Origin of the sequence: Streptomyces sp. NPDC047017, from assembly GCF_040644175.1 — a bacterium.
Taxonomy (GTDB): Bacteria; Actinomycetota; Actinomycetes; order Streptomycetales; family Streptomycetaceae; genus Streptomyces.
In genome coordinates, this window is the sequence record NZ_JBEYVW010000007.1 from 315,025 (window position 1) to 342,015 (window position 26,991).

The 26,991-nt window shown below is 74.3% G+C and carries 27 protein-coding genes and 1 pseudogene; 10 read left to right on the forward strand and 18 right to left on the reverse strand.

Going from position 1 to position 26,991, the window contains the following annotated elements; genetic code table 11:
- Position 1: 1 nt before the first annotated feature.
- The 4 genes from ABZ858_RS15035 to ABZ858_RS15050 form a co-directional block, all read right to left on the reverse strand.
- The gene (locus ABZ858_RS15035; RefSeq protein ID WP_361376995.1) at positions 2 to 946 is read right to left on the reverse strand and encodes an ABC transporter permease; all 945 of its coding nucleotides are present in this window, start codon (positions 944 to 946) and stop codon (positions 2 to 4) included.
- The gene (locus ABZ858_RS15040) at positions 946 to 2,535 is read right to left on the reverse strand and encodes an ABC transporter substrate-binding protein (RefSeq protein ID WP_361376998.1); all 1,590 of its coding nucleotides are present in this window, start codon (positions 2,533 to 2,535) and stop codon (positions 946 to 948) included. The genes ABZ858_RS15035 and ABZ858_RS15040 overlap by 1 nt, the downstream gene beginning before the upstream one ends.
- Positions 2,536 to 2,831: 296 nt before the next feature.
- A complete protein-coding gene (locus ABZ858_RS15045) occupies positions 2,832 to 2,915 on the reverse strand; it encodes a putative leader peptide (protein ID WP_361377207.1) in 84 nt (27 codons plus the stop codon).
- A 63-nt stretch (positions 2,916 to 2,978) separates the two neighbouring features.
- A complete protein-coding gene (locus tag ABZ858_RS15050) occupies positions 2,979 to 4,208 on the reverse strand; it encodes an ROK family protein (protein WP_361377001.1) in 1,230 nt (409 codons plus the stop codon).
- 612 nt (positions 4,209 to 4,820) lie between these two features.
- On the opposite strand from ABZ858_RS15050, the gene ABZ858_RS15055 reads away from it, so the two are divergent.
- Positions 4,821 to 5,771 carry a TauD/TfdA family dioxygenase gene (locus ABZ858_RS15055; protein WP_361377004.1) on the forward strand — a complete coding sequence of 317 codons (951 nt, stop codon included), beginning with the start codon at positions 4,821 to 4,823 and terminating at the stop codon, positions 5,769 to 5,771.
- 499 nt (positions 5,772 to 6,270) lie between these two features.
- Here the strand turns inward: ABZ858_RS15055 and ABZ858_RS15060 are convergent, their stop codons facing one another.
- From ABZ858_RS15060 to ABZ858_RS15070, 3 genes are all read right to left on the reverse strand, one after another.
- Positions 6,271 to 7,302: a cytochrome d ubiquinol oxidase subunit II gene (locus ABZ858_RS15060; RefSeq protein ID WP_361377007.1), complete on the reverse strand. Its 1,032-nt coding sequence runs from the start codon at positions 7,300 to 7,302 to the stop codon at positions 6,271 to 6,273.
- Between the two features lie 39 nt (positions 7,303 to 7,341).
- Complete coding sequence (locus ABZ858_RS15065) at positions 7,342 to 8,742, reverse strand: cytochrome ubiquinol oxidase subunit I (RefSeq protein WP_361377210.1); 1,401 nt, start codon at positions 8,740 to 8,742, stop codon at positions 7,342 to 7,344.
- A gap of 136 nt (positions 8,743 to 8,878) precedes the next feature.
- Positions 8,879 to 9,271, reverse strand: coding sequence for a helix-turn-helix domain-containing protein (locus tag ABZ858_RS15070; RefSeq protein ID WP_361377010.1), 393 nt, complete (start codon positions 9,269 to 9,271; stop codon positions 8,879 to 8,881).
- Positions 9,272 to 9,419: 148 nt separating this feature from the next.
- On the opposite strand from ABZ858_RS15070, the gene ABZ858_RS15075 reads away from it, so the two are divergent.
- Positions 9,420 to 10,070 carry an NAD(P)H-dependent oxidoreductase gene (locus tag ABZ858_RS15075; RefSeq protein ID WP_361377013.1) on the forward strand — a complete coding sequence of 217 codons (651 nt, stop codon included), beginning with the start codon at positions 9,420 to 9,422 and terminating at the stop codon, positions 10,068 to 10,070.
- Positions 10,071 to 10,127: 57 nt separating this feature from the next.
- Here the strand turns inward: ABZ858_RS15075 and ABZ858_RS15080 are convergent, their stop codons facing one another.
- The 3 genes and pseudogenes from ABZ858_RS15080 to ABZ858_RS15090 all read right to left on the reverse strand — a co-directional run.
- Positions 10,128 to 11,666 carry a helix-turn-helix domain-containing protein gene (locus ABZ858_RS15080; RefSeq protein WP_361377016.1) on the reverse strand — a complete coding sequence of 513 codons (1,539 nt, stop codon included), beginning with the start codon at positions 11,664 to 11,666 and terminating at the stop codon, positions 10,128 to 10,130.
- Positions 11,667 to 11,925: 259 nt separating this feature from the next.
- Positions 11,926 to 12,135, reverse strand: coding sequence for a hypothetical protein (locus ABZ858_RS15085; RefSeq protein WP_361377222.1), 210 nt, complete (start codon positions 12,133 to 12,135; stop codon positions 11,926 to 11,928).
- A 26-nt stretch (positions 12,136 to 12,161) separates the two neighbouring features.
- Positions 12,162 to 12,368, reverse strand: a pseudogene (locus tag ABZ858_RS15090) (thiamine pyrophosphate-binding protein); the annotation flags it as partial.
- Positions 12,369 to 12,608: 240 nt separating this feature from the next.
- Between ABZ858_RS15090 and ABZ858_RS15095 the strand changes: the two are divergent.
- The 3 genes from ABZ858_RS15095 (at position 12,609) to ABZ858_RS15105 (ending at position 15,968) form a co-directional block, all read left to right on the forward strand.
- Positions 12,609 to 13,436: an alpha/beta hydrolase gene (locus ABZ858_RS15095; protein ID WP_361377019.1), complete on the forward strand. Its 828-nt coding sequence runs from the start codon at positions 12,609 to 12,611 to the stop codon at positions 13,434 to 13,436.
- Positions 13,437 to 13,524: 88 nt separating this feature from the next.
- Complete coding sequence (locus tag ABZ858_RS15100; protein WP_361377022.1) at positions 13,525 to 14,640, forward strand: PP2C family protein-serine/threonine phosphatase; 1,116 nt, start codon at positions 13,525 to 13,527, stop codon at positions 14,638 to 14,640.
- A 443-nt stretch (positions 14,641 to 15,083) separates the two neighbouring features.
- Positions 15,084 to 15,968, forward strand: coding sequence for a CAP domain-containing protein (locus ABZ858_RS15105; protein WP_361377025.1), 885 nt, complete (start codon positions 15,084 to 15,086; stop codon positions 15,966 to 15,968).
- Positions 15,969 to 16,084: 116 nt separating this feature from the next.
- On the opposite strand, the gene ABZ858_RS15110 is transcribed toward ABZ858_RS15105, so the two are convergent.
- From ABZ858_RS15110 to ABZ858_RS15120, 3 genes are all read right to left on the reverse strand, one after another.
- Positions 16,085 to 16,642, reverse strand: coding sequence for a TetR/AcrR family transcriptional regulator (locus ABZ858_RS15110; RefSeq protein WP_361377028.1), 558 nt, complete (start codon positions 16,640 to 16,642; stop codon positions 16,085 to 16,087).
- Between the two features lie 95 nt (positions 16,643 to 16,737).
- Positions 16,738 to 18,144 (reverse strand): amidase, encoded by a 1,407-nt coding sequence (locus ABZ858_RS15115; RefSeq protein ID WP_361377031.1) that lies wholly within the window; start codon positions 18,142 to 18,144, stop codon positions 16,738 to 16,740.
- On the reverse strand, positions 18,131 to 18,340 hold the full coding sequence (locus tag ABZ858_RS15120; protein WP_361377034.1) for a hypothetical protein: 210 nt from the start codon (positions 18,338 to 18,340) through the stop codon (positions 18,131 to 18,133). The genes ABZ858_RS15115 and ABZ858_RS15120 overlap by 14 nt, the downstream gene beginning before the upstream one ends.
- A 123-nt stretch (positions 18,341 to 18,463) precedes the next feature.
- On the opposite strand from ABZ858_RS15120, the gene ABZ858_RS15125 reads away from it, so the two are divergent.
- Positions 18,464 to 19,459, forward strand: a complete 996-nt coding sequence (locus ABZ858_RS15125) for an MBL fold metallo-hydrolase (protein ID WP_361377041.1) — start codon at positions 18,464 to 18,466, stop codon at positions 19,457 to 19,459.
- A 24-nt stretch (positions 19,460 to 19,483) separates the two neighbouring features.
- Here ABZ858_RS15125 and ABZ858_RS15130 read toward each other — a convergent pair whose 3' ends face one another.
- The 3 genes from ABZ858_RS15130 to ABZ858_RS15140 form a co-directional block, all read right to left on the reverse strand.
- A complete protein-coding gene (locus tag ABZ858_RS15130; RefSeq protein WP_361377044.1) occupies positions 19,484 to 20,014 on the reverse strand; it encodes a GNAT family N-acetyltransferase in 531 nt (176 codons plus the stop codon).
- A gap of 56 nt (positions 20,015 to 20,070) precedes the next feature.
- Positions 20,071 to 20,427 (reverse strand): NIPSNAP family protein, encoded by a 357-nt coding sequence (locus tag ABZ858_RS15135; RefSeq protein ID WP_361377047.1) that lies wholly within the window; start codon positions 20,425 to 20,427, stop codon positions 20,071 to 20,073.
- A 78-nt stretch (positions 20,428 to 20,505) separates the two neighbouring features.
- Positions 20,506 to 21,912, reverse strand: a complete 1,407-nt coding sequence (locus ABZ858_RS15140; protein ID WP_361377050.1) for an MFS transporter — start codon at positions 21,910 to 21,912, stop codon at positions 20,506 to 20,508.
- A gap of 116 nt (positions 21,913 to 22,028) precedes the next feature.
- On the opposite strand from ABZ858_RS15140, the gene ABZ858_RS15145 reads away from it, so the two are divergent.
- A complete protein-coding gene (locus ABZ858_RS15145) occupies positions 22,029 to 22,475 on the forward strand; it encodes a MerR family transcriptional regulator (protein ID WP_361377053.1) in 447 nt (148 codons plus the stop codon).
- A 3-nt stretch (positions 22,476 to 22,478) separates the two neighbouring features.
- On the opposite strand, the gene ABZ858_RS15150 is transcribed toward ABZ858_RS15145, so the two are convergent.
- Both ABZ858_RS15150 and ABZ858_RS15155 read right to left on the reverse strand, forming a co-directional pair.
- Positions 22,479 to 23,057 carry a HutD family protein gene (locus ABZ858_RS15150; protein WP_361377056.1) on the reverse strand — a complete coding sequence of 193 codons (579 nt, stop codon included), beginning with the start codon at positions 23,055 to 23,057 and terminating at the stop codon, positions 22,479 to 22,481.
- Positions 23,058 to 23,064: 7 nt separating this feature from the next.
- Positions 23,065 to 23,862 (reverse strand): glucose 1-dehydrogenase, encoded by a 798-nt coding sequence (locus ABZ858_RS15155; RefSeq protein WP_361377059.1) that lies wholly within the window; start codon positions 23,860 to 23,862, stop codon positions 23,065 to 23,067.
- A gap of 191 nt (positions 23,863 to 24,053) precedes the next feature.
- Between ABZ858_RS15155 and ABZ858_RS15160 the strand changes: the two genes are divergently transcribed.
- The 3 genes from ABZ858_RS15160 to ABZ858_RS15170 are packed head-to-tail and all read left to right on the forward strand — an operon-like array spanning position 24,054 to position 26,946.
- Entirely contained in the window at positions 24,054 to 25,247 is a 1,194-nt protein-coding gene (locus ABZ858_RS15160; RefSeq protein WP_361377062.1) for an LLM class flavin-dependent oxidoreductase, read from the forward strand.
- Positions 25,244 to 25,990, forward strand: coding sequence for a glucose 1-dehydrogenase (locus ABZ858_RS15165; RefSeq protein ID WP_361377065.1), 747 nt, complete (start codon positions 25,244 to 25,246; stop codon positions 25,988 to 25,990). The genes ABZ858_RS15160 and ABZ858_RS15165 overlap by 4 nt, the downstream gene beginning before the upstream one ends.
- On the forward strand, positions 25,987 to 26,946 hold the full coding sequence (locus tag ABZ858_RS15170; RefSeq protein WP_361377068.1) for an alpha/beta hydrolase: 960 nt from the start codon (positions 25,987 to 25,989) through the stop codon (positions 26,944 to 26,946). Before ABZ858_RS15165 ends, ABZ858_RS15170 begins: the two co-directional genes overlap by 4 nt.
- Positions 26,947 to 26,991 lie beyond the last annotated feature (45 nt).

The following is a 26,991-nucleotide window of genomic DNA, read 5'->3' on the forward strand; positions in this document are numbered from 1 at the left end:
GTCACTCCCACCTGATCCGGGGGTCGAGCCAGGCATGGACGAGGTCGGTGGTCAGCTGGACGAGGACGAACACGGTGACCAGGAGCAGCAGCAGGTCCTGGACGACCGGGTAGTCCCGGCGGTTGAGGGCCTGTTCGGCGAGCTGTCCCAGGCCGGGCCAGGCGAAGATGGCCTCGACGAGCACCGCTCCGCCGAGCAGTTGCCCGGTCTGCATGCCGAGCAGGGTGATCACCGGTGGCAGCGCGTTGGGCAGGGCGTGGCGCCACAGCAGGCGGCGGGGGCGGACGCCGGCCGCGGTGGCGGTGCGCACGTAGTCCTCGGCGAGGACGTGTTCGATGCCGTCCTTGAGGTAGCGGCCGAGGATGGCGGCGCTGGGCAGCGCGAGGCAGAGCGCGGGCAGCAGCAGGTACTGGGCGCCGATGTCGGGGGCGGTCAGCAAGGACACCCGGCCGCCTGGGGGCAGCACCCCCAGCAGCACGGCGAACACGAGGACGAGCACCACTCCGCTGACGAACGGCGGGACGGCGAGCGCCCCGGTGGTCAGGGCGCGGACCGTGCCGCGCATCCAGGCGTGGCGCGCGGTGGCGCCGAGCACGCCGAAGGCGGTGCCGAGGACGACGACGAACAGCAGGGCGCCGGCGGTGAGTTCCACGGTGGCGCCGAGTCCGTCGGAGATGAGGTCGGCGGTCTGGCCGCCGATGGCGTAGGAGGGCCCGAGGTCGCCGGTGAGCAGGCCGCCGATCCAGTGGACGTACTGGAGGGCGAGGGGGTCGCCGAGGCCGAGGCGGTCGCGGATGGCGGCGACGGTCGCGGGTCCGGCGTCCGGTCCGGCCAGGGAGGTGGCGGGGTCGCCCGGCACCAGCCGCAGCACGGCGAAGATCAGCAGGGAGGCGATGAAGAGGATAAGGAGGGCGGACGGCAGCCGTCGCAGGAGGTGGCCGCGCATCAGGCGGCCAGGTAGGCGTCGTCGAGGTTGAGGTAGGAGAACTTGTTGAGGGTGACGCCGTGCAGTTTGCGGGCGGCGGCCTGGACGTTGCCGCGGATGACCAGGTCGATGATGAACGCCTCGTCGAGCAGGATGCGGGAGATCCCGTCGTGCAGCCGGCCCGCCGCAGCGCCGGTCGCGGGGCTCGTCCATGCCTCGCGCACGATGCGGGTGTACTCGGCCGAGTGGAACTTCGAGGTGTTCTTGGCCTCGTTGAACGGGTATGCGCTGACCGCCAGCGTCGAGGGCTGGACCTGGGCGAAGCCGTGGCTCATGGTCCACAGCGCGGGCATCTTCTGGGAGATCAGGTTCTTCTGCGCGGTGGCCGGGTCGGTGGGTTGCAGGGTGACGTCGACGCCGGCCTGCTTGAGGTCGTACTGGAGGGACTCGGCGACGGCGGTGTCCCCGGGCAGGCCGAGGTGGAGCAGGGGCAGGTGGAGCCGGGTGTGGCCGGCGGACTTCAGCAGCTCGCGCGCCTTGGCGGGGTCGTACGTGTAGTGGGTGCGGCCGGCCTCGGTGAAGGCGGGCGAGGACTTGGGCCAGGGGGCCGCCGAGGCGAGGCCGTAGCCGCCGAGGGTCTGCCGGAGCAGGCGTTCGCGGTCGACGGCGTGAGCGAGGGCCTGGCGGACGGTCCGGTCGTCCAGCGGGGCGACCGTGGTGTTGACGCCGAGGTAGAGCGCTCCGGCGCCGGTGTCGTAGGCGGTGACGCCCAGGCCGGGGTCGCTCTTGACGACGGCGAGGTTCTTGCCGGGCACGTCGAAGGACAGCTGGGACTGGCCGGTGCGCAGCGAGGAGACGAGGGCGTCGCCCTGCGGCACCACGCGGAACTCGACGGCGTCGAGGTAGGGGCGGCCGTGCTGCCAGTAGGCGTCGTTGCGGACGAAGCTCAGTCCTGAACCGGGGCTCCACTTGGTGAGCTTGAAGGGGCCGGTGCCGTTGAGCCGGGTGCCCCTGACCGCGTCGTCGACGGAGTGCCGGTCGGTGATGATCATGAATTCGAAGAGGTCGAAGAGGTTGTTGACGCGGTGCGCGAGCTTGAGCACCAGCTCGTGGTCACCGCGTTTCTCGAAGCCGGTGACCACGGCCGCCGTGGCTCTCAACTGGGCGGCGCGGACGGGGTTCTGGAGGTTCTGGACGGCGAAGACCACATCGTCGGCGGTGAAGGGGCGGCCGTCGTGGAAGGTCACCCCTGTGCGCAGGTGGAGGGTGATGCTGCGGCCGTCCGGGGCGTACTCCCAGGAGGTGGCCAGTTCGGGGTGCGGCGTGAGCTGGTCGTCGTAGCGGGTCAGCGTGTTGTAGAGGAGGCGGTGCTGGTACGACTGGCTGCTCTGCGCGAACAGCAGGCTGGGCGTGAAGTCACTGTTGATCGCGACGCTCAGGGTGCCGCCGCGCCTCGGTTTCGCGGCGCCCGCCCCGGCGGAGCCGGACTCGGAGACGGCCGAGCGGCAGCCCGCCAGCCCGAACCCGAGGAGCAGGGCGCCGCCGCCGGCGGCACGCAAGGTGCTGCGCCGGGACGGTGTGCCGGGCGTGGAAGGGTACATCTCGGTCATCGGATGCCTGCCTGTGACAGATCGAGGGTGAACGGGAACCGGGCGTCGCTGGACCACGCACGCTCCGGGGTGGTCGGCCGGGCGGGAATTCGTTCCGCTGCGAGCGGAATGCAGCCCGTGCCCCGGCGCCGGTGACCGACGCGCCGGACGGAGCCTGCGTGCCGGGGGGAGACCGGAGGAGAAAAGAGGATGCGGGAAGAGCGGGAGGCGGCGGAGCGTCAGCGCGTGGTCAGCGCCCGCTCCCGGCCGTGGTGATCAGACGCGGTGATCAGACGTGGGTGATCAGACGTGGGTGATCAGTCGCGGACAGCACAGACCGCGCTGGCCTGCCGACACAGGTCGACATGCCTGCGGGAGACGAGGCGCTTGTCCGGATTCACGGCAGCAATATGACAGTGCCGTCGGCCGCCGGTCAACGAGTCTGTCCGCCAGATGAGACTCGTTCAGTCCGTCCCGCTCTCGCCGCGGATCTCCCGCACGGTCCGCAAAGGGGCTCTGAACAGGGGGTTCAGCAGGACGGTACCGGCTGCTACGGGGAGCACGGCCGCTCCAGCATGTGGACTGACGATGCGTTCGGCGTCGTCGCAGACGTGCGAGAGGTCGATCGCGGCGCCCCGGATCTCCTCCAGGTACTCGGGGTTGAGCAGGCTGGCGTGCTCGGTGACCACCACGAGGTCGGGGTTGACGACGTCGAGCAGCAGGGCCACCGCCCGGCCCACCGCGCGGGCCCGCTCGCGCAGCAGCCGGTCCGCGCGGCGGTCGCCCGCGGCGGCGGCGTCCACCACCAGGAAGGCGTCGGCCTCCGGCACGATCCCGCGCCGCAGCGCCGTCACCGCGACGGCCGGGTTGGCCGCGGTCGCCTCCAGGCAGCCCGAACGGCCGCACGGGCAGGGCACGGTGGAGTCGGGCACGGGCAGATGGGCCACGTCGCCCGCCGCCGAGCCCGGCCCCTGGTGCACCACGCCCGCGACACCGAGGGCCGCGTCCACGACGTTCCCGACGAACAGGTGCACCAGGCTGCGCCGCGCGGCGGGCCGGCCGAAGAGGATCTCCGACTGGGCGATGGCCCGCGCGTGGTTGTCGGTGCGCACCGGTACGCCGCCCAGCCCGTCGGCGAGTTCGGCGGCCAGCGGCCGACGCCGCCACCCCAGCGCGTCGTGCCGGACCACCGTGCCGGACGCCGGGTCGACCCAGCCGCCGAGGGCCGCGCCCACGCCGAGCAGCGGGCGGGTCCCGGTGTGCTGACCGAGGAAGGCGCGCAGCTCGCCGGTGAGGACGGCCGGCAGCCGGTCCGGGGCGAGTCCGTCGTGCCGGACCAGGCGCCGGGCGAGCACCCTGCCGCGCAGGTCGACCAGGGCCAGCGTCGAGGCGGGCACACCCAGGTGGACACCGCCGGCCACCGGGCCGCCGAGCGCCCCGAGGTTCAGGTCGACCGGGATCTGCGGCCGGCCCACGGCCCCGCCCTCGGCGAGGTCGGGCAGTTCGCGCAGCAGCCCCAGCCCCGTGAGGTCGGTGGCCTGCCGGGAGACGGCGGCCGGGCTGAGACCGGAGAGGCGGGCGACGGCACTGCGGGCGACCGGGCCGTGGTCGAGGACGGTCCGCAGCACGAGGGCGGCGTTGGCGTCGCGCCGGCCGTCACCGACCATTCTCGGCGGGTGGGGCGCTGAAGTCATCGGTGTCTCTCTCGACGGTGCGGGCAACATTGCGGGCGCGTGAATTCCAGGGCGTGGCCGCCGGGGCGGCCCGCGACCGGCCGGGAGGGCCCCGGCCGCTTGCCGCGCTCGGCGAAGCCGCTGGTCAGGACGGGTGCGGCGCGGCCGGGCCGGGGTGTGTCCAGACGCAGATTGAACCACTGTCAGATGTCCCGGCGGCACCGGTCGCGTCCTTGACGGGGGCCGCGGGGCGCTGCCAGTCTCCGCTGTCATGTCCGCCACGGCCGCCGCCGGGCCGCGGTCCGGCGCCACCGGGCCGCGCACCGCCCGGGCCCTCTGTACGATCCGCCGCTGAGCCACGCCGGCGCCCGGACCCCCCGGCCCGCGAGGGAGTCCCGGGCCTGACGCCCCCGGCGTGCACGCCGCACCGCGCGCCGCGCTTCACCGTCGTCCCGCGCCGCGGTGCACCATCATCCCGCACCCCGTGCGCCGTCGTTCGTCCCACGCGCACCACCCCGCATGCGTCGCCCACCGCACACCGCAATTTCTTCCTCTCCGCAATTAACCCTCTCCGCGATCGACCCGGCGGCACCCCGTACCCCGGGACCGACCGCCCCTCCGAAAGGAAGCACCATGCCCACCACAGCCCCCTCCCCCGCCCTCACCGTGCACCAGCTCGGTGGCCGCCTGGGCGCGGTCGTCTCCGGCGTCCGGCTCGGCGGCGGCCTCGCCGCCGGGACCGTGGCGGAGATCCGTGCCGCCCTGCTCGCCCACAAGGTCGTGTTCTTCCGCGGCCAGGACCACCTGGACGAGTCGGAGCACGAGGCGTTCGGCCGGCTGCTCGGCACCCCGGTCGCGCACCCGACCGTCCCGTCGGCCGACGGCCGCTACTCGCTGCCGATCGACTCCGACCAGGGCGGCCGCGCCAACCAGTGGCACACCGACGTGACCTTCGTGCCCGCCTATCCGGCGTTCTCGATCCTGCGCGCCTCGGTCGTCCCGCCGTACGGCGGCAACACCCTGTGGGCCAACACCGCCACCGCCTACGCCGGCCTGCCCGAGCCGCTGCGCCGGCTGGCCGACGAACTGCGTGCCGTGCACTCCAACGACTACGACTACGCGGCCCTGCGGCCCGGCGCGCTGCCCGAGCAACTGGTCCGCTACCGGGAGGTGTTCACGTCGACCAAGTTCCTCACCGAGCACCCCGTCGTGCGCGTGCACCCGGAGACGGGTGAGCGGGTGCTGCTGCTGGGCAGCTTCGTGCAGCGCGTCAGCGGGCTGACCGCGGCCGACTCCCGCGCGCTGTTCCAGCTCTTCCAGTCGCACATCGAACGCCCCGAGAACACCGTCCGCTGGCAGTGGCAGGTAGGAGACGTGGCGATCTGGGACAACCGGGCCACACAGCACTACGGCGTGGACGACTCCGACGACCACGAGCGCAAGCTGCGCCGGGTCACCATCGACGGCGACGTGCCGGTGGGCGTGGACGGCCGTCCCTCAGTCCTGCTCGCCCCCGAGTCGGTGCCGGCCCCCGCGTTCGGCCCGGCGTCGGGCGCCTCGGCGGAGCCGGCCGCGGCGGCTTGACCGCTCCCCGCCGTCCCAGGTGATCGGGGGTCCTCACCGACCAGCAGCGCGGGGACACCGCGGGGGTGCACGGGAACGGGGTGGGGGTGACCCCGGAGTTCGGCCGGCCGGCCCGAGAGGGCACGCTCGCCGAGTACGCGATCACCCCGACCCGGTCCGCGCGCCGGCCCGTTCGGCACTCCGGACGGGCCAGTGCCCCACCGCGACCGGCTGGTACGACAAGGGGGCCACCCCCGGTGGGACCGGACCGGCCGCCCTCGTGGGCCGTTTCGACACCGTGAGCGGCCCCGCGGCCATGAAGAACGCTCACCCACGGCCACCGGCCGGACAACATCCGACTCGCCGGAGCCGGGCTCGGCCGTCCTGACGAGGTCGGTGTCGCCGAAGGCTCCGCAGCGGCCGGCGCCGGTGTTCAGGGCGACCACGGACAGCGGCCGCCCGCCCGCCGTCGCCGCCGCGCAGAGACGCTCGGCCTCCTCGGGGACGCGCAGATCATGCGTTACCGCGTACCCCTGCGTGCCTGGGCCTGGTCGTGCCGTCCCGCTGCCGCCCGCTGGAAGGTGGCGTACAGCAGCCACAGGGACGGCACCAGCACGAGGGCGCCGACGCCCAGCGACACCAGGACGGCCCGCAGCACGGAGCCGGTCGCCGCGGCCTGGGCGACCGTGGTGCCCCCGACCAGCAGGGCCGGGTACTGGGCCGCGCCCCACGCCCACAGGATGGCGGCGACCGCGAGCGCGGCGGCCGCGCGGGCCGCGACATGGCGGCCGCGGCCGAGCAGGAGGAGCCCGGTCACCCCGGCGACCGCGCTGACGATCACCAGGGGCAGCGCGCGGTGGGTGAGGCCGTGGAAGAGCACGGGGGCGTCCGCGCGCAGGACGGCGATGCCGGCGAGGGCGACGACTCCCGCGGCCAGTCCGCTGACCACCGCGTCCCGGGCGAAGGCCGCGGCCAGGTCGGGCCGCCCCTCGCGGTCGGCGTCGGCGCACAGGTAGACGGCCGCCAGATGCGCGCAGGTCACCACGGCCAGCACCCCGCCCAGCAGCGAGGTCGGGTTGAGCCAGCTGGTGAGCACGTCCCCGCGGGCGAGGCCGGGCGGGACGCGCCCGGAGGCGACGCCGCCGGCCACCGTGCCCAGGAAGAAGGGGGTGAGCAGCGACGACAGGGCGAAGCACGCCCCGAACAGGCGCTGCTGCCACAGCTCGGTACTGGCCTTGCGGAAGGCGAAGGCGGCGCCCCGGGCGATGATGCCCAGCGCGGCCAGGGTCAGCGGGATGTACAGCGTGGACATCACCGCGGCGAACACGGGCGAGAACGCCGACCACAGCATCACCACGACGAAGATCAGCCAGACGTGGTTGGCCTCCCAGACCGGCCCGATGCTGTGTTCGATGAGCCGGCGGCGGTCCCGGCCCCGCTCGGCGCCGCCCGCGAGCAGGTCCCGGACGCCGGCGCCGAAGTCGGCGCCGCCGAACAGGGCGTAGCAGGTCAGGCCCACCCACATGACGGCGAGCGCCGCGTCCGCGAGCACGGGTACCTCCAGGGGGTCGTACGACGGGAGGGCGGAGGTTCACACGACGGGGTAGCCCGTGACGTCCTCCTCCCGCGGGGCGCGCGGCACCGGGGTGACCCGGGCCAGGCGGCGCAGGACGTAGACGGTCGCGACGGTCATGGCGGCGTACACCACCAGCACCAGCCACAGGCCGGCCATCAGGCCGGGGGCGGGGTTGACGGCGTCGCGCACGCTCATGACGCCCCAGACGATCCAGGGCTGCCGGCCGAGTTCGGTCACGGTCCAGCCGCACTCCAGGGCGATCACGGCCGCGGGGCCGCCGAGCGCGGCCAGGGCCAGGAAGAGGCGGGGGGTGGCCGGGGCGCCGCCGCGTCGGCGCGAGCGCCACCACTGCCACAGCAGCCACACGCCCAGGGCGAGGAGGAAGAATCCGGCGGCGACCATGAGGTCGAACGCCCAGTGCACCGGGGTGACCGGGGGCCGCCGGGCGACCGCGACGCGGTCCAGGCCCTGTACGACGGTGCCGGTGCGGTAGCCGACCAGCAGCGACAGACCGCTGGGGATCTCCAGGCCGTAGCGGAGCCCGTGCTCGCCGGCGATGCCGCCGATGGTCAGCGGGACGTGCCCGCCGGTGCGGTAGACGCCCTCGATCGCCGCGAGCTTGGTCGGCTGGTGGTCGGCCAGGAAGCGTGCCGCCCAGTCGCCCACGTAGATCTGGAAGGGCGCGACGAGCGCGCCCAGCGCGAACGGCAGGAAGAACCCGGTGCGGTGGTAGGTGTCCCGGCGTCCGCGCAGCAGGGCCACCGCGTACACGGAGGCGGTCAGGAACGACGACACCATGAAGGCGGCCAGGATCATGTGCACGGTCTGCGGCGGGCTCGCCGGGTTGAGCATGGCCGCCCACGGGTCGACCTCGGTCACCTTGCCGTCGTGCAGGGTGAAGCCGCGCGGCTGGTTCATCCAGGCGTTGGCGCACACCACGAAGAACGCCGACAGGGTGCCGGCGACCACGATCGGGACGCCGGTCAGCAGATGACGGCGGGGCGGCAGCCGGTCCCAGGCGTACAGGTAGATCCCGAGGAAGATCGCCTCGACGAAGAAGGCGATGCCCTCCAGGGCGAACGGCAACCCGATGACCTGTCCGAACCTGCCCATCAGGCCCGGCCACAGCAGGCCGAGTTCGAAGCTGAGGATGGTCCCCGAGACGGCGCCCACCGCGAACAGCACGCCCATGGCGCGCGCCCAGCGGCGGGCCAGCAGGCGGTGCGCGGGGTTGCCGGTGCGGATGCCGTACCACTCGGCGAGCAGGGTCAGCGCGGGCAGGCCGACCCCGAGGCAGGCCACCACGATGTGCCAGGCGAGCGAGAAGCCCATCTGCGCCCGCGCCGCCGCCAGATCGCCCTCCGAGGTGGGGCCGCCGGCCGCGAACACGGTGAGGATCCAGGGGCCGCTGAGCACAGTGCGCGTCACGAGAACCGTCCCTACCCGCACCGGCCCGGCCGCACCGGCGGACCGCCGGCACAGCAACCCGAAGGCATGAACGGAACCTGCCCGGCCGGCGGACGGCCAGGAGCCGGACCGGATGTCCGGGGGCCTACGCCCGCGTGTCGGCCGGACGCGCCGGGAGGGCGCCGGGACACGGTCCGGCGTCCGCCAGGTGCGTCCTGGCCCACTGCCCGAGTTCCCTGATCGCGGGCTCCAGGGCGGCGCCGGACTCGGTCAGCCGGTAGGAGACGCGCAGCGGCGGGCCCTCGTCGACCTCGCGCCGGACGAGACCGGCGGCGCCGAGTTCGGCCAGCCGGTCGGACAGCATGCGCTCGCTGATGCCGGGGACGGCCCGGCGCAGGTCGGCGAAGTACGCGGGCCGCTCCACCAGGACGGCCACGATCGGGCCGCTCCAGCGCTTGCCCAGCAGTTGGAAGACGCGGGTGATGCCGTCGTCCACCCGCCTGCACGCCGCACTGTCCGGATTCCGCTCCGCCGCCATGGGATCAGGGTACTACCCTGCCGTGAGGGGATGAAAAAAAGTAAGTACCTGTGTTAGAGATAGTCGTGTACGGAACATCAGCCCCTCCTCACCGGAGCGGGCTGCCCCTTTCCGCTCTTTTCCACTTCTCGCTGAGCTGGAGACAGACATGGCCACCCTGCTGCACATCGACTCCTCCGTCTTCCCGGGCGCGGCCTCGGCCTCGCGTGCCGTGACGGCGGCGTTCCGCGCCCACTGGCAGGAGCAGCACCCCGAGGGCACGGTCGTCTACCACGACCTGGCGGCGCACCCGGTGCCGCACATCACCGCCGACGCGCACACCGCCGGTTTCGCCGACCCGGCCACGCACACGCCCGGGCAGGCCGCCGCGTTCGCCGGGCGGATACGGCTCATCGAGGAGCTGGAGCAGGCCGACGCGGTGCTGATCGGCGCCCCGATGTACAACTTCACGATCCCCTCGACCCTCAAGGCCTGGCTGGACAACGTGATCCTCATGGGCCGCACCGCGGGCGAGTCCCCGTCCGCCGAGGGCACTCCGGTGACCGTCGTCGCCAGCCGGGGCGGCTCCTACGCGCCCGGCACCCCGCGCGAGCCGTTCGAGTACGTGCGGAACTACCTCACGGCCGTCCTGGGCACCGGCCTGGGCCTGGCGGTCGACTTCATCGTCCCGGAGCTGACCATGGCCCCGCACAACCCGGCGATGACCGAACTGGTCCCGCTGTTCGAGGCCTCCCGCGACCGCGCCCTCGAAGAGGCCGCCGCGAAGGCGAAGCAGCTCGCGCAGCGCCTGGCGGCCTGAACCCCGGGAGCCCCCAGGACACTCGCGAGCCCTCGGCGGCCCTCGGGCTTCCGCCGGTCAGTGCCGCGCGGACACGGTGACCGGCGCCCCCGGGTCCGCGCGGCACAGCAGGGCCGCCCACAGGTCGAGGCGGTCGCGCAGGCTGGACAGGTCCCGGCCGGTGAAGTGCTCGATGCGCTGGACCCGGTAGTGGACGGTGTTGACGTGCAGGCGCAGGACCTCGGCCGTACGGGCCCAGGAGCCGTCGTGGACGAGGAACACCTCCAGGGTGTGCAGCAGGGAGGCCGCGGACTTCTTGCCGGTGTCGAGCAGCGCCCCGAGGACGGTGCGGCTGTAGGCGGTGCGGACCTCGGCCGGTATCCCGGTGAGCAGGGTGTCCAGCGCGGTGAGCGTGGTGGCGTCGGTCAGCGACGAGGTGTCCGGCCGGGTCGCCCGCGCCGAGGCCAGGGCGTAGCGCGCCTCGCCCAGGGCGCCGGGCAGCCGGGACACGTCGGCGGCCCGTGAGGCGAGTCCGCCGTGCAGGAGGACCTCCGGCTCGCAGGCGGCCACCAGCGGCCAGCACGCGGCCAGCGCACCGGCGGCGGCCTCGGGCACCACGGCGAACGCGGTGCCGTCGGGCAGGCGCCCCACGGCGGCGGACGCCGGGGCCGTGTGCGCGACGACTTCCGCGAGGGCGCCCTGCGCCAGGTGCTCGTGGCGGGCGCCGGTGCCGGCGACGACGACACGGTAGGGCTCGCCGAAGGCGAGACCGCAGGCGCGCGCGGCCGACTCCAGCGCGGCGGGCTCGGCGTCGGCGGCGGTGAGCAGCCTGCCGAGCGCGTCGGCCGTGCGGCGCTCGGCGGCCCTGCGCGAGGCGAGGGCCTCCTGGCAGCGGCCCAGCACGGCGGCGATCTCGTGCGGCAGGCGCGGCGGTGCGGCGGCCGGCTCCGGCAGGTGCAGCCACCACCGCTCGTGGGAACCGGCGGCGCCGTCGTCCACCGGCAGGGTCACCCCGGTGTCGCTGCCGGGCAGCGCCGCGGCCGCGCGGGCGGCCAGGGGCGGCGCGTCCGGCGTGGCCGCGACGGTGCGGCCGGTCGACGTCAGGAGGTAGGCCGTGATCCCGCCCAGGTGGGCGAAGGCGGTGGTGAGGACGAGGGCCGGGTCGGCGTCCTGGGTCACCAGCCGGTCCAGCCGGCCGCGCACGTGCTCGGGCAGGACGTGGTGCCGGCTCAGCCCGCCCCACTGCCACAGGTACACCGTGTCGGTGATCGCCCGGAACATCACCTGGGCCGGTACGCCCGCCACGGGCACGCCATGGCGTACGCACGCCTCGACGAGGTCCTCGGGCACCGAGCCGTGGGTCTCCTCGCCGGCGAGCAGCGCGGCCGCGCCGGCGTCCTTCAGGGCGGCGACGAACCGCTCGGCCTTGTCCCGGCCGCCGTCCGCGCTCCACCACACGAGCCCGCTGAGCACGACCTCGCCCGGCCGGACGAAACGGGCCGGGTCCTCCAGGTCGGTGACGGTGACCCCCGTGATCTCCCGGCGCAGCAGCGCGTCCTCGGCCCACAGCGGGCGCAGGCCGAGGGAGGCGTCGTGCAGGAGGTGTTCGACGTGCATGTGCTCCGGCTCCTCGTACGGTCGCCGGGCAGCGGGGTGTGAGGCCCGGCTCGCATTCACCAGGGGAATACGCATCTACGCATGGTAAGTGCTAGGCATACGGAGCGGTATGCCTCTCAGCCGATCCTCCAGGAGGGGGCCGCGAACGCCGTCGTTTCCGTGCCGTTTCCGTGCCGTGCGCCGATGTCCGGGCCTTGTCCGGGCCCGGTGTCCATGACCTCGTGAACGAGAGCCCGTCCGAGCCGGTCGCGCGTGCGTGTCAGCGGTGGCGGCCGATGTCGTCGCGGTACTGCCGCAGAGCCGGGGAGGGGGCCAGGCGACCGGGTTCGAGGAGGTTGCGGACCATCGCGGCGGCGTCGGGCTCGCCTTTGCCGTAGGCCCGTGCGAGATGCCGCGCGTGGGTCGGCAGCAGGCTCTCGGCGAAGGGCGCCTCGGGTGCACCGCCCCGGGCCCCGCGGTGGCCACGCACATCGCCGGGCGGCCGGTGAACTTGGCGTAGCCCACGCAGGCCAGGGCCGCGTTCTCCTCGTGGCGCACATGCACGAACCGCATCCGCGGATGGGTGCGCAGCGCCTCGAAGAAGCCGTTCACCTGGTCCCCGCAGACGCCGAAGCAGGTGTCGATGCCCCAGGCGAGCAGTCGCTCCACCACCAGATCGGAGGTGGTGCGGGAGGCGGGGTCCGGGGTGGGGCGGTCACTCATGCGCAGGCGCTTCCTCGCTCGCCGCCCGGGCCGTGGGAACCGGGGTCCCACGCCCCCGCGCCCGCTATGTCCGCCGCCGGCGGGTTCACCGGGACGGCTGCGGCCGGGCTCCGCTCCCCCGCTCCGATTGCGGGTGCGGCGCGGGCGGGCAGGATGAACGGGGAACACGGACACCCGGGGACGTGCCCTCCGCCCGGCTGTCGCACCCGCTGCCGCCCCCCTGACGAGAAGGTGACGAGCATGGCCGTATGCCCCACGCGTGACGGTGCCGAGATCTTCTACAAGGACTGGGGGCGGGGCCGGCCGGTGGTCTTCGTGCACGGCTGGCCCCTGAACGGGGACGCCTGGCAGGACCAGCTCAAGGCGGTCGCCGACGCCGGGTACCGGGGCATCGCCCACGACCGGCGCGGGCACGGCCGCTCCACCCCGGTCTACGACGGCTATGACTTCGACACCTTCGCCGACGATCTCAGGGACCTGCTCGACCACCTCGACCTGCGCGACGTCACCCTGGTGGCGCACTCCATGGGCGGCGGCGAACTCGCCCGGTACATCGGCCGCCACGGCACCGGGCGCCTGCGCTCGGCTGTGCTGCTGTCCGCCATCACGCCGCTGATGCTGCAGGGCCCCGACAACCCCGAGGGCGTCCCGCAGAGCGTCTTCGACGGCCTGAAGGCGGGCATCCTCACCGAGCGCTCGCAGTTCTGGAAGGACACCGCCGAGGGCTTCTACTCGGCCGGCCGGCCCGGCAGCAAGGTCACCCAGGGCAACAAGGACGCGTTCTGGTACATGGCCATGGCGCAGACCATCGAGGGCGGTGTGGCCTGCGTCGACGCCTTCGGCACGACGTCCTTCCACGAGGACCTGAAGAAGTTCGACATCCCCACGCTCGTGGTGCACGGCGACGACGACCGGATCGTGCCCCTCGAAGCCACCGGCCGCAAGACCGCCCGGCTGGTGCCCGGCGCCGAACTCAAGGTGTACGAGGGCGGCAGCCACGGTATCGCCATGGTCGACGGCGACAAGCAGCGGTTCAACGAGGACCTGCTCGCCTTCCTCCGCCGGTGAGGGGGCGGCTCGGCCCGCCGGAACGCGCGGGGCGGCCCGGTCGCCCGCCGGCCGTGTGCGCCCGCGGCGGATGAGGCACATTGGAGACATGCACGTCGGGCGGCACCTGGCCTCGGCGCGGCGGCGGTGGCGGTCCAGCCACGCGCTGGCCGCGATCCCCCTCGGGCTGATCGTGGCGATCACCCTGGCGGACATCCGCGTACCGCAGGACGTCCACCTCGGCCCGCTCCTCGTCGTCGCCCCCGCGCTCACCACCTCCTTCGCCGGCCCCCGGCTGACCGGTGCGGTCGGGGCGCTCGCCGTGGCCGCCCAGGTCCTGATAGCCGTACTGCACGGGGGCCTCACCACCACCAACCACATCGCGCAGATCTGCGCGCTGACGATCCTGTCGGTCTTCTTGGTGGTGGTCTGCTCCGTGCGGGAGCGGCGCGCCCTGGAGCTGGCGCAGGTCCGCTCGGTCGCCGAGGCCGCGCAGCGGGCACTGCTGCGCCCGCTGCCCCACAGGCTGGGGCACCTGCACATCGCGTCCGTGTACCTGGCGGCCGAGAAGGAGGCCCGGATCGGCGGCGACCTGTACGCCGTGACGCGCGCCGCCGGTTCCACCCGGGTGATCATCGCCGACGTCCGGGGCAAGGGGCTGGGCGCCATCGGGGAGGCGGCCACGCTGCTGGGCGCGTTCCGGGAGGCGTCGCAGCACTACGCGGCGCTGCCGGATCTCGCCGACGCGCTGGACCGCAGCATGGCGCGCCATCTCGCCCAGCTGCACGAGACCGACGAGCAGGCTCAGGAGCAGTTCGTGACCGCGCTGCTGCTGGAACTGCCCGACCGGTCCGCCACCGCTCAGGTGGCCCACGCGGGCCATCCGCCGCCCCTGCTGATCCGGCACGGCCGGGTGACGCCGATCGACAGCCCGCATCCGGCGCCGCCGCTGGGCATGGGCGAGCTGGTGCCGGGCGGGCACGACGCCCGCGCGTTCACCTTCGCGGCCGGTGACACGCTGCTGCTCTACACCGACGGTGTGATCGAGGCCCGCGACGGCGACGACGCCTTCTACCCGCTGGCGGAGAGGGTGGCCCAGTGGGGCCGGTGCGGTCCCGAGGCGCTGGTGCAGCGCATCCGGCGGGACCTGCTCGCCCACGCCGACGGCACCCTCGGCGACGACGCGGCCGTCGTGGCCATCCACCGCACGTCGGGGCACGTCTGAGCCACCGCCGGGACAGGCGACGCCGGGCAGGGGCGCGAGGTTGCGGTGACATGCGTCACAGGAACTGGGGGATCTATGCGGGTTCCTTAGTAGCCGCCGCGTCGGTGACATTCGGGGATTTGTCCGGCTTGCCGCCCGCAGGGGCCGGGCCGGGGCCGCGGGTGCGCCGGCTGTCGGAGGTCGGGGCCCATCCGTCGCCGTGGGCGGGACTCTGACGGGACGGCAGCGGGGCGGGCAGGGGGCGAAAGCCGGGTCAGCACGTCACCGGCGGCCCCGCAAGGACCGTGCCGGCCTACGAGGCGAGGTAGTACGAAGGGTCCTTTGCGCTGTGTGTGAGGCCGTCCTAAGAATGAGGGCCCGCAGGACGTCTCCGCAGCTCAGGAGCGGAGCCGACGCCAAGTCAGCCGCGAGGGGCGCTCGGCGACTACCTAGTGAGGTCACGCATGGGAAAGCACCGCAGAGGAACGCGTCACCGGCGGGCCGCCATCGCCGCGGTCGCCGTCGCCGCCGTGGGCGTGCCGTCCGCCGCCATGGCGTGCGCCCACTGGCCCGACGGCGGGCAGGACCGGCTCACCGGCGCCGCCGTCGAGCAGAGCGGCTGGCGTACGTCCTGGAAGCCGGGCGACGGCATCGGCCTGAGCCCCGACGGCGGCGAGCCCACCACGGCGGCGCCGGGCACGCCGGGCCCCGCGTCCCCCTCGGCGCACACTCCGGCGACCCGCCTTCCGGCCGGTGCCGGAGCCCCCGCGTCCCCGCGCACGCACTCGCCCGCGCACGCGGCATGGACCGCCGCCCCCGCGAAGTCCGGCGCCGGCAAGGCGTCGGGCACGCCGAGCGCCACGGCGGCCGGGGCCGGGACGACGACCGTGTCCCCCGTCGCCACACAGGCGACCGGCTCCCCCGCCCCGGCCGTCACCGCCTCCAGCACCCCGGCGGGCGGCGCCACGGCGTCCGGGACCACCGCCCGTATCGTCGCGCTGGTCAACGCCGAGCGCGCCAAGGCGGGTTGCTCCGCCCTCACCCTGGACCCGGCCCTGACGAAGGCGGCGCAGGAACACAGCGCCGACATGGCGGCCCACCAGAACATGTCGCACACCGGGTCCGACGGGTCCGCCCCCAGCGACCGCATCTCGGCCGCCGGTTACGACTGGAGCGCCTACGGCGAGAACGTCGCCTACGGCTACGCCACTCCCGAAGAGGTCATGGCGGGCTGGATGGCCAGCCCCGGCCACCGGGCCAACATCCTCGACTGCTCGTTCAAGGAGATAGGCGTCGGCCTCGCCCAGCCCGGCAGCTACTGGACCCAGGACTTCGGCACGCCGCGCTAGTCCCCTGCGTCTCCTTCCCGTCCGCCCGCGACGTCTGGCGCGCTCCCCGGGATGGGCGCGCCATCGTGGACGTACCCCTGGGGGTGCCGCCCCCTGGGGGGTGTCGCCGCGTCCGCTCAGCGTGCGGCGAGGACGCGTTCCACGAGTCGGTGGGCGTAGGCGGGGGTGAGTCCGCCGGGGCGGAAGAGGATGCGGTACATCAGGGGGGAGACGACGAGGTCGATGACCGTCTCGACGTCCGGCGTGCGCTCGCCGCGGCCGGCCGCGCGGGCCAGGACGACCCCGATCTGCTCGGCGGCGTAGGCCGAGCAGCGGCCGGCGTTGCTGCCGTCCGGGTCGCCGAGCAGGGCGTCGCGGATGTACGCGCGGCCGGAGGGCGAGGACATCTCGTCGAGGAACTGCTCGGCCCACGCGGCCAGGTCCTCGGCCAGGGCGCCGTGGTCGCGCGGCGCGGTGTCGGGGCGCAGCCGCTCGACGGCGACGTCCGACAGGAGTTCCTGGAGGTCGCCCCAGCGGCGGTAGATCGTCGACGGGGTCACGCCCGCCCGCTGGGCGACCAGCGGTACCGTCAGCGCGTCCCGGCCCAGCTCCGCGGCGAGTTCCCGGACGGCGGCGTGCACCGCCGCCTGGACCCGGGTGCTGCGCCCGCCCGGACGCACCATCTGCCTGCTCATCCGTCCAGCTTAAAGCAAAGAGGTAGCTTCTGGAGGGTGAGGGATTCCAGGGCCTCTGGGGACGGGGGGTCTCCCGGTGCGGGATGCCGGGGTCTCTAGGAGGCGAGGGCCGCCGGCGGGCTTACGGGCGCGGGCTCGGGCCGGGACCGTTCGTAGGCGTGGCCCACCCGCAGCAGTGTCCGCTCCCCGAGCGGCCGGCCGAGCAGTTGCATGCCCACCGGCAGGCCCGCCGTGTCGTGGCCGACGGGGACGGTCAGCGAGGGGAACCCGGTGATGTTGGCGGGGGCCGAAAGGCGCACATAGGCGTCGGAGACGCCCTCCACCGTGCCGTCCGGCCAGGTGACCGTCTCCTGCCCGGCCCGTACCGCGGTCACCGGGACCGTGGGGGCCGCGACGACGTCGACCTCGTCCAGCAGCCGGGCCCACTCCCGCCGCATCAGCGTCCGGGAGCGCTGGGCGCGCAGGTAGTCACCGGCGGACATCAGCTCACCGGCCTCCAGCAGCACGCGTACGTCCGTCCGGTACAGCTCGGGGGCGGCGCGCAGGGTGCGTTCGTGGTAGGCGGTGGCCTCCGGCACCATCAGGCCCCACTGGGTGGCCCGGACGTAGCGGCCCATCGGGATGTCGACCTCGACCGGCCGGGCGCCGAGGTCGCGCAGCCGGTCCACGGCGCGGCGCACCGCGGCCGCCACGTCCGGGGCGACATGGTCGACGTAGTAGGTGCGCGGGACGCCGACACGCACCCCCGTCAGGTCGTCGCCGCCGGCCGGCCGGTAGTCCTCGGCGGGTGTGTCCAGGGAGGCGGGGTCGCGGGGATCGTGGCCGGTCAGGGCGGACAGGACGAGGGCCGCGTCGGAGACGGTGCGGGTGATCGGCCCGACGTGGTCCAGGGACCAGGACAGGGAGGTCACGCCGTGCCTCGGGACGAGTCCGTAGGTGGGCTTGAGCCCGACGACCCCGTTGAGCGCGGCGGGCACCCGGATCGATCCGCCCGTGTCGGTGCCCAGCGCGAAGGTGGCGGCGCCCGCGGCGACGGCGACGGCGGACCCGCCGCTGGAGCCGCCCGCGACACGCTCCTGGTCCCAGGCGTTGCGGGTCTGCGGTGTGGTCAGTCCGTAGGCGAACTCGTGGGTGTGCGTCTTGCCGATCAGGACGGCGCCGGCCGCCGCAAGGCGGGCGGCGACGGTGCTGTCCGCCTCCGCCCGGTGGCCGGCCCGGACCCGGGAACTCGCCGACGTGGCCGTGCCGGCGACGTCGATCAGGTCCTTCAGTCCCATCGGGATGCCGTGCAGCGGGCCCCGGTAGTGCCCCCGCGCCACGTCCCGCTCGGCCTCGCGGGCGGCCCGGCGGGCGTCGTCCTCGGCGACCGCGACGTAGGCCCTCAGCCGCGGCTCGACCCGGCCGAGGCGGTCGAGGACCGAGTCCACCAGTTCCACGGGGGACAGCCGCCGGGTGCGGACGGCCTCGGCGGCGGCGGTCAGGGTGAGTTCATACGGCTGCACGGTGGTCCTCCTGTCCGGCGCGGTAGGCCGTGGCGGGCGGGGTGTCCCCGAAGTCCAGTTCTCGCAGGACCTGGACGACGGAGTGGATGTGCTCGGCGGTGGCCGCCACCACGGCGTGGCGTTCGGGCGGCAGGGGAAGACCGGCCCGGGCGGCCGAGCGGGCGGCTTCGGGCGGGGTGAGCGCTTCGGCGGACATGGATACGGCTGCTTCCTGGGTGACATAAAAGCTAAGTGTTTGCGTTAATAGCACTGTAGGGCCTACGGTCGACTTAAGGCAAACGAATTGCTTTTAGTGCCCGAGGAGAGGAACCAGCGCACCATGCAGATCCCGACCCGACCGGTCTCCGCCGCGCCCGTCTGGACCGTGGGCGACGCCACCGTCCACCGCATCGACGAGGTCCCGCTGCCGCCCGCGACCGGGGCCTGGCTGCTGCCCGGCGCCACCGCCCCACTGGTCGCCCGACATGACTGGCTGCGCCCGGACTTCGCCGGACCCGAAGGCGTCCTGCGCCTGGACAGCCACAGCTTCGCGATCGAGACCGGCGGACTGCGCGTCGTGGTCGACACCGGCATCGGCAACGGCAAGACCCGGGCCAACCCGGCCTGGCACGACCTGCGGACCGACTACCTCGAACGGCTCACCGCCGCCGGGTTCGCCCCGGACTCCGTCGACCTCGTGATCCTCACGCATCTGCACACCGACCACGTCGGCTGGAACACCCGCCGCGCGCAGGGCCGTTGGGTTCCCACGTTCCCCCGCGCCCGGTACCTCGTCTCCCGCGCCGAGCGGGAGTTCTGGACCGGTCACGCCATGGACGCGGCGCGCGAGCAGATGTTCCGGGACTCCGTGGTCCCCGTAGAGGAGGCCGGGCTCCTCGACCTCGTCGACGTACCGGACGACGGGGTCGACGTCACCCCCGGCCTGCGTCTGGTGCCGACCCCGGGCCACACCCCCGGGCACATCGCCGTCCGGCTCGGCGGCGGCAGCGGCGGTGACAACGGCAGCGGCAGCGGCAGCGGCAGCGGCAGCGGCAGCGGCGGTGACAACGGCAACGGCAGTGGTAGTAGCAGTGGGAGTGACACGGCTCTGATCACCGGGGACTGCGTCCATCATCCCGTGCAGTTCACCGACCCCGCGATCGGCTCGTGCGTCGACATCGATCCGGCGCGGGCCGAGGCCACGCGCCGGTCGCTGTTCGCCTCCCTCGCCGGAACGGGCACCCTGCTGCTGGGCACCCATTTCCCGCCGCCCACGGCGGGGCGGGTGACCGCCGACGAGGGCGCCTATCGGCTGCTGCCGGTTCCTCCGGCGTGATCCCCGGCCGCCTGCTGACGGCCGTCAGGCCACGCGCCGGGCCAGCACCTGGCCCGGCCACTGTCCGGACAGGAAGCGGTCGGTGGGAGTGAAGCCGTTGCGCTCGTAGAAGGCGACCAGTTCACCGCCGCCACCCGCCCAGCAGTCCACCCGCAGCAGTTCCACGCCCGCTCGCCGGGTCTCCTCGGCGGCATGGGCCAGCAGCGCCGCGCCGATGCCCTTCCCGGCGTACCGCCGGTCGGAGACCAGCAGCCGTACGTACCGTTCGGGTTCCGCGGCCGGCGCGATCGGCATCTTCGGACTGGGCCCGGTGTCCAGCACCAGGGCCCCGGCGGGTGTTCCGCCCCACTCCGCGATGTACGGGGTGTTCTCCGTCGTGTACTGCTCGACCCGCGCCGTCCCGCCGGGCTGCTGCGAGTAGGGCGTCGTGCCCCATTGCTCGGTGTTGCCGCGGGCGTTCATCCAGGCCACCGCGGAGTCGAGCATGTCCAGGATGGCCGGTGCGTCGGCCGGGGCGCCGGGTCTGATCCGTAGGGCCTGTGTCGTGTCGTTCACGGCGGAAGCCTAGGGCGTTCCGCTCAGGTCATCGGTCATCGGTCATCGGTCGCCGGTCATCGGTCGTCAGTCGTCGGTCCGGGTGCGCCGTCCACCGACGCGAGGTCGCCGGGTAGCAAGGGGCGCATGAAGGTGCGTTCATAGCGCAGTACGCAGCCGCTCTCGTCGCGAATGCGGTCCGCTTCGATGAACTCAGGGTCCCGGCCGAACAGTTGCCGGTATTCCTCGTAGGCGGCCAGGCTGGGGAAGCTGAACAGGGCCAGGGCCTCGTCGCTCGCCCCCTCCGCGGGAAGGAAGTAGCCGTGGTGCGTGCCGCCGTGCGCCTGCACCAGTTCCATCCAGCGGCGGCCGAACTGCTCGAAGGACGCGATCTTTTTCGGGTCGATGACGTACCGCACGACGCATGTGATCATGGGTCAAGAGTAGGCCGGTTCCTGTAGATCATGTCCTGTCACGCGGATCGTTGATGGCCCCGTGTCTTTGGCCGACGCTCACGCGGGGTCGTGACCGGCGCGGAGGCCGGCCGCGGCGCAGACGAGCAGGGCGGCGCTCACGGCGGTCAGCGGCACGGTCCAGGAGCCGGTGGCGGTGTGCAGGGCCGCGGCGAGGGCCGGGCCGGTGGCGGCCAGGAGGAAGCCGCAGGTCTGGGCCATGGTGGACAGGGCGGTCACATGATCGTGGTCGGTGCCCCGGTGGGCGTAGAGCACCCCGGGGAGCGCCTGACCTGCGCCGAGTCCGAGGCCGAGGACGGCCACCCACAGCGGGGCGGTGCCGGCCGGGGCGAGCGCGAGCCCGGTCAGGCCGGCCGCGCAGACCAGGACGGTCGCCAGGATGTGCGGGCGCTGGTCGGCGCGGCGCGCGGCCAGGACCGGCGCGACGAAGCCGCCGACGGCGACGCAGAGGATCAGCAGGGCCTGCGCGCCACCGGCGGTCCCGCGGGCGAGCCCGGCCTGGACGAGGATCGACGGCAGCCAGGCGAGCGTGGTGTAGAAGGCGAGGGTCTGGACGCCGAAGAACGCGGTCAGGCTCCAGGCGACGGCGGTCCGCGCCACGTGCGGGCGCCCGGGGTGTCCGGGGTGTCCGGGACCTTCAGGGTGCCCGGGGCCTCCGGTGCGTCCGATACGTCCGACGCCGCCTGCGCCTCCTGACTCTCCTGCGCTTCCCGCGTCTCCTGCTCCTGCGGCGCTCCCCGTGTCTTCGACGCCTCCGGCGCCGTCAGTACGTACCGGGCCCCCGGCGCGCCCCGCGCGGAAGCCGAGCGGAGTGCACCGCTCCGGCCGATGGCGCAGTTGCGGGGTCAGGCCCGCCACGGCCAGGACGGCCGGGACCACCGCCAGGCCGATGGCAGGCCGCCAGGAGCCGGTGGCCTGGGCGACGGGGACGGTCAGGGCCGCGATCAGGGCCGAGCCCGCGCCCATCGACAGGGCGTAGACGCCCATCATCGCGCCGGTGCGTTCCCGCGGGAACCGCGTGCGCACCAGGACCGGGATGAGCACGTTGACCACGGCGGTGGCGGCGCTGACCACCACGGTCCCCGCGAACAGGCCGGGCATACCGGCCATGCGCAGCACCGCGCCCGCCACCAGGACCAGCCCGGCCCACCACAGGCCGCGCTCCTCCCCGAGGCGCCGCCGCAGCACGGCCGCGAGCGGCGCGAAGGCGCCCATGCACAGCGGCGGCAGCAGGCCGAGCACGGAGACCGCGGCGGGACCGAGGCCCGCCACCGGGGCCAGCGGTCCGATCTGCCCGAAGGCGACCCGGGTGTTCAGGCTCAGCAGCACGAAGCCGAGGACGAGCAGCGCGCCCGCGCGCCGGACGGGCCGGGCGGGCCGGGGCGTGCCGCGGATACGGCGGCGGATGGCGGGGACTGCCGTCGGCGGCGTCGGGGATGCGGGCATGTCGGGTGTCCTCCAGAACACAGGTGGGAGACTTGCCGCAACCCTGCACGCTCAAGTCCACTTGAGTGCAAGCGCGCGGCCGCCCCGCGCGCCCGCACCCGTACCTGGAGGGACCGATGGAGCAGCTGTACTCGATCAGTGAGGTGGCCCGGGCGTTCGGGGTGTCCGTCCCGACGCTGCGCTACTACGAGGAGTGCGGGCTGGTCCGGCCCACCGCGCGGCGCGGCCGGGTGCGCCAGTACGACCGCGCGGCGCTGGAACGGCTCGCCTACGCCCAGCTGTGGCACGACGACGGGATGATGACGGTCGCGGCCACCGCCGCCGTGCTGACCACGGCACACGCGCGGGAACGCCATGCGCTGATCGCCGCCCAGCACGCCGTCATGCGGGAGCGGATCGAGCGGCTCACCGGGGCCGCCGCCCTGCTGCGGCACCTGCTGGACTGTCCGGCGCACGACCCGATGACCTGCCCCGTGACCGGCGCCCACCTCCGTGCCCGCGTCGACGCCGCCCTCTCGGGCGAGGAGTTCCACGGCGTGGTCGGCGACTCCTCGGGCACCTGACGCTCAGGTCGCGGCCGTCACCGTGGCGACCGCGGCCGCTCCCGCCACGCGTACGGTGCCGGCGCCGGGCCCGGAGCACACGGCCGCGTCGTACCGGCCGAGGGCGAGGCCCGTCCCCTCGAAGGTCACCGTCCCCTCCAGGGCCAGGACGAGGACCAGCTCACCGGGGCGCGGCGCCACGGACAGGTCCTCGTGCACGACGGCGACGTGGGCCGACGCGGCGGTGCGGCGGGTCATCACGTTGAGGACGCGGACGGGACCGCCGGGGAGCCGGCAGTCGGTGGCCGCGTCCCCGGGGAAGCGGAAGGGCCTGCCGGGGGCGAGGGTGTGCGGGGTGCCGTCGACCGTGAGCCGCGCCGCCGGGCCCTCCAGGAGGGTGATGACCCGGTCGGTCCCGGCGAACGGGGAGAACGGCCCCTCCTGCCCGATGTCGGCCAGGCTCACCCGCCAGGCGAAGTCGTCCAGTCCGGCGCCGGCCGGTCCCGCGGCGACCTCGCGGGTGACCCCGCCGCCGTTCTTCCAGGGCACGGCCGGCCGGTTCTCGGCCCTGAAGACGCCCGGTTCCTTGATCGGCTCTGGCATTCCCCCATCATGGCCGATCCCCCGCCTCCCCCGTGCTGCCGGTACCACCCGGCCGCCGCGGCGTGGGTCCCGCGGTCCATCCGCCGTCCACGGCCAGCTCGGCGCCCGTGATGTACGAGGCGGCGTCCGACAGCAGGAAGACGACCGCTCGCGCGATCTCCGGGGGCTCCCCGACCCGGCCCAGCGGAGCGGACGGGAACCCGCCCTCGCCCGGCTCGAAGCCGACGTGCGCGGTCATCGGGGTGTACGTCATGCCGGGATGCACCGAGTTGACGCGGATCCCGGCCGCGCCCAGCTCCACGGCGGCCACCTTGGTCAGTCCGCGCACCCCCCACTTGGCGGCTCCGTAGCCGGCGGTCATGGCCAGGCCCGTCAGGCCCGCCGCCGAGGAGACGTTGACGATCGCGCCGCCGCCGCGCGCCCGCAGGTGCGGGATCACGGTGCGCATACTGAGGAAGACACCCGTGAGGTCGATGTCCAGGACGCGGCGGAAGTCCTCGGGCGTCTGGTCCTCCAGCCGGTGCGAACCGCCCGAGACGCCCGCGTTGTTGACGAGTCCGTCGACGCCGCCGAACTCGGCGGCCGCGTACTGCGTCACCCGCCGCCACCGCGCCTCGCCGGTGACGTCGTGCGCGACGAACCGGGCGGCGTCCCCGAGCGCCTCGGCGGTGGCCCGGCCCGCCTCCTCCAGTACGTCGGTGAGCACCACCCGGGCCCCGGCCTCGACGGCCGCCCGGCCCGCCGCCGCGCCGAGGCCGCGCGCCCCACCGGTGATGATCACGACCTTGCCCCGAAGGTCCGTCATGCGCCCCTCCCCTGTTCCCCGCCGCCTGCTCCCGTGTGCGCGGCGAGAGGACCGTACGGCTCCCCCGCCCGGGCCGGAATCCGGTCCTCCCGCTGAGCGGGAACGGGACCTCGCCCACCCGCCTCCCGCGTTGTATTACTGCTAGGCATATTCCGAACAGGAATAGAAACGGGAACAGCGAGGGAGCTGCCGTGAAGTTTTCGATGATCTTCGAGGCGCAGATGGCGGACCCGTCCCCCGGCCGGGAGCGCCAGGTCCTTCACGACTGCGTCGAACAGGCCGTGCTGGCCGAGGAGATGGGGTTCGACCGGATCTGGGCGGTCGAGCACCACGCGCTCACCCAGTACGCGCACATGAGCGCGTCCGAGGTGTTCCTCGCCTGGGTGGCGGCGCGGACCTCCCGCATCCGCATCGGGCACGGCGTGGTCACCATGCCCTTCGGCTACCAGCATCCGGTGCGGGTGGCCGAACGCGCCGCCATGCTGGACGTCCTGTCGGGCGGCCGGGTCGACGTCGGGGCGGGCCGCGGCGCCACCCGGCAGGAGATGTCCATGTACGGGGTGCGGCCCGAGGACACCTACCCGCAGCTGGAGGAGGCGTTGCGGATCTTCAGCAACGCCTGGCGCGAGGAGCGGTTCGAGTGGCACGGGTCCATCGACATCGGCCCGGGGGCCGTGCTGCCCCGCCCGGTGCAGGCCCCGCACCCACCGCTGTTCATGGCGTGCAGCAAGCACGACACCCTCAGGCTCGCCGCCGAACTGGGCATCGGCGCCCTGGTGCTGGGCTTCGCCGGGGCCGACGACGTACGCGAGATGCGCGAGATCTACGACGAGGCGATCGCCACCCGCGACGGCGACCGGTTCGTCTCCACCGAGGCCAACGACCACTTCTCCGCGCTGTGCCCGACGATCGTCCTGGACGACGCCGAGGCGGCGTACCGGATCGGCACCCGCGGGCAGCGGTTCTTCGCCGAGTCCATCGCCCACTGGTACGGCAACGGGCCCGCGCCCACCGGGGACGACGAGGGCGAGGACCATGTGGCCGCCATGGAACGGGACCGCGAGGCGCTGGTCGCCCGGCTGCACGAGGCACGCGTCCCCGTCCGCCCGGCCGACACCGGCCAGTTCAACGCCGAGCACGCCTACGGCACCGCCGACACCGCCATCGCCTACGTCGAGCAGTTGCGGCAGATCGGCGTCGACGAGGTGATGTGCCTGGTCCAGATGGGCACCGTGCCCCAGGACGCCTGCCTGGAGACCATCCGCCAGTGGGGCGGGAAGGTCATCCCGCACTTCCGTGCCCTGGAGAAGGGGACGGCGGAGAAGGGGACGGCGGAGAAGGGGACGGCGGAGAAGGGGACGGCTGAGAAGGGGACGGCGGCGTGAGCGGGCGGCTGGCGGGCCGGACGGTCGTCGTCACGGGCGCGGGGCGTGGTCAAGGGGCCGCCGAGGCGCGGCTGTTCGCCCGTGAGGGCGCCCGGGTCGTGGTCACGGACGTACGCGAGGAGGAGGGCCGCGCGGTCGCCGGGGAACTGGGCGACCAGGGCCTGTTCGTCGTCCACGACGTGGGTGACGCGGCCGGCTGGCGGCGGGTGGTGCGGGCGGCCCTCGACGCCTTCGGACGGATCGACGCGCTGGTCAACAACGCCGCGCTGTGGCGCACCGCCCCGATCGAGGAGGACACCGAGGACAACCTGCGGCGGCTGCTGGGGGTGAATCTCGTGGGGCCGTTCCTGGGCATCCAGGCCGTCGTCCCGGCGCTGCGCGCCACCGGCGACGGCGGGTCGGTCGTCAACATCTCCTCCACCGCCGGCCTGGTGGGCATCGAGGGCCACGCCTCCTACGGGGCGACGAAGTTCGCGCTGCGCGGGCTGACCAAGTCGGCGGCGCTGGATCTCGCGCCGCACCGCATCCGGGTCAACTCCGTGCACCCGGGAATGATCGACACGCCGATGGTGGCGGGCGCGCTCGGCCCGGACGCCGGGCGGCAGGACTGGCCGAACGTGCCGCTGCGCCGGATGGGCCGCCCGGAGGAGGTCGCGGAACTGGTGCTGTTCCTGGTCTCGGACGCCTCGGCGTACGTCACCGGCGCCGAGTTCGCCGTGGACGGCGGGCTGACCGCGAAATGAGCGATCCTCTCACCCCACGGGCCCGGGAACTCGCCGACGCCCTGTCGGCGGGGTTCCCCGACCCCGCGCTCGGACCCGTCGATCCGGCCGCGTTCCGGCGGGCCGCGCGGGCGGGCGCCGGGCGCGGTCCGGGACGCGCGGTGGCCCGCGTCGGTGACCGGTCCGTGCCCGGGCCGCCGGGCGCGCCCGAGGTGCCGGTACGGGTCTACGAACCGGTGGTGGACGGCGGTACGGCACGCCCGGTGGTGGTCTTCTTCCACGGTGGCGGGTGGGTGCTGTGCGACCTGGACACCCATGACGGCCTCTGCCGGGAACTCGCGGTCCGTACGGGGGCGGTGGTGGTCTCGGCGGACTACCGCCGCGCGCCCGAGCACCGCTTCCCGGCGGCGGCCGAGGACGCCTGCGCCGTCACCGCCTGGGTGGCGGCGCACGCGGAGCGCCTGGGCTGCGACCCTGGCCGGCTGGCCGTCGCGGGCGACAGCAGCGGCGGCAACCTGGCGGCGGCGGTGGCCCTGATGGCCCGCGACCGGGGCGGGCCCCCCATCGCGGCGCAACTCCTGGTGTACCCGGTCCTGGACCACCGGATGGCCACCGCCTCCTACCGCGCCTACGCGACGGGTTTCTTCCACACCACCGCTCACACCCGCTGGTACTGGGAGCAGTACCTCGCGGACGCCGGGGACGGGGCGCACCCGTACGCCTCTCCCGGGCTCGCCTCCGACCTGGGCGGTCTGCCGCCGACCGTGCTGGTGCTGCCGGAGTGCGACCCGCTGCGCGACGACGCGCTGGCCTACGCGGAGCGGCTGGTGGCGGCGGGGGCCGCGCCCCGGGTGCGGGTGTGGCCGGGCACGTTCCACGGCTTCCTGGGGCTGGGAGGGCTGCTGCCGGAGGCGGACCGGGCACTCGCCGAGGCGGCGGGCGCGCTGCGGGAGGTGTTGGCGCGGCCTGGGCGGTGAAACACGGGCGGGCGGAGAGGAACCGGGGCCGCGCGGGAGGGGCGG

Bases quoted from the DNA above. Each gene is read 5' to 3' on its own strand.
- ABZ858_RS15080 (WP_361377016.1), bottom strand. From the start codon at position 11,666: ATGCACGTCGAACACCTCCTGCACGACGCCTCCCTCGGCCTGCGCCCG.
- ABZ858_RS15140 (WP_361377050.1), bottom strand. From the start codon at position 21,912: ATGCCCGCATCCCCGACGCCGCCGACGGCAGTCCCCGCCATCCGCCGC.
- ABZ858_RS15125 (WP_361377041.1), top strand. From the start codon at position 18,464: ATGCAGATCCCGACCCGACCGGTCTCCGCCGCGCCCGTCTGGACCGTG.
- ABZ858_RS15105 (WP_361377025.1), top strand. From the start codon at position 15,084: ATGGGAAAGCACCGCAGAGGAACGCGTCACCGGCGGGCCGCCATCGCC.
- ABZ858_RS15110 (WP_361377028.1), bottom strand. From the start codon at position 16,642: ATGAGCAGGCAGATGGTGCGTCCGGGCGGGCGCAGCACCCGGGTCCAG.
- ABZ858_RS15050 (WP_361377001.1), bottom strand. From the start codon at position 4,208: ATGACTTCAGCGCCCCACCCGCCGAGAATGGTCGGTGACGGCCGGCGC.
- ABZ858_RS15135 (WP_361377047.1), bottom strand. From the start codon at position 20,427: ATGATCACATGCGTCGTGCGGTACGTCATCGACCCGAAAAAGATCGCG.
- ABZ858_RS15145 (WP_361377053.1), top strand. From the start codon at position 22,029: ATGGAGCAGCTGTACTCGATCAGTGAGGTGGCCCGGGCGTTCGGGGTG.
- ABZ858_RS15055 (WP_361377004.1), top strand. From the start codon at position 4,821: ATGCCCACCACAGCCCCCTCCCCCGCCCTCACCGTGCACCAGCTCGGT.
- ABZ858_RS15035 (WP_361376995.1), bottom strand. From the start codon at position 946: ATGCGCGGCCACCTCCTGCGACGGCTGCCGTCCGCCCTCCTTATCCTC.
- ABZ858_RS15150 (WP_361377056.1), bottom strand. From the start codon at position 23,057: ATGCCAGAGCCGATCAAGGAACCGGGCGTCTTCAGGGCCGAGAACCGG.
- ABZ858_RS15075 (WP_361377013.1), top strand. From the start codon at position 9,420: ATGGCCACCCTGCTGCACATCGACTCCTCCGTCTTCCCGGGCGCGGCC.
- ABZ858_RS15095 (WP_361377019.1), top strand. From the start codon at position 12,609: ATGGCCGTATGCCCCACGCGTGACGGTGCCGAGATCTTCTACAAGGAC.
- ABZ858_RS15155 (WP_361377059.1), bottom strand. From the start codon at position 23,862: ATGACGGACCTTCGGGGCAAGGTCGTGATCATCACCGGTGGGGCGCGC.
- ABZ858_RS15120 (WP_361377034.1), bottom strand. From the start codon at position 18,340: ATGTCCGCCGAAGCGCTCACCCCGCCCGAAGCCGCCCGCTCGGCCGCC.
- ABZ858_RS15040 (WP_361376998.1), bottom strand. From the start codon at position 2,535: ATGACCGAGATGTACCCTTCCACGCCCGGCACACCGTCCCGGCGCAGC.
- ABZ858_RS15100 (WP_361377022.1), top strand. From the start codon at position 13,525: ATGCACGTCGGGCGGCACCTGGCCTCGGCGCGGCGGCGGTGGCGGTCC.
- ABZ858_RS15070 (WP_361377010.1), bottom strand. From the start codon at position 9,271: ATGGCGGCGGAGCGGAATCCGGACAGTGCGGCGTGCAGGCGGGTGGAC.
- ABZ858_RS15170 (WP_361377068.1), top strand. From the start codon at position 25,987: ATGAGCGATCCTCTCACCCCACGGGCCCGGGAACTCGCCGACGCCCTG.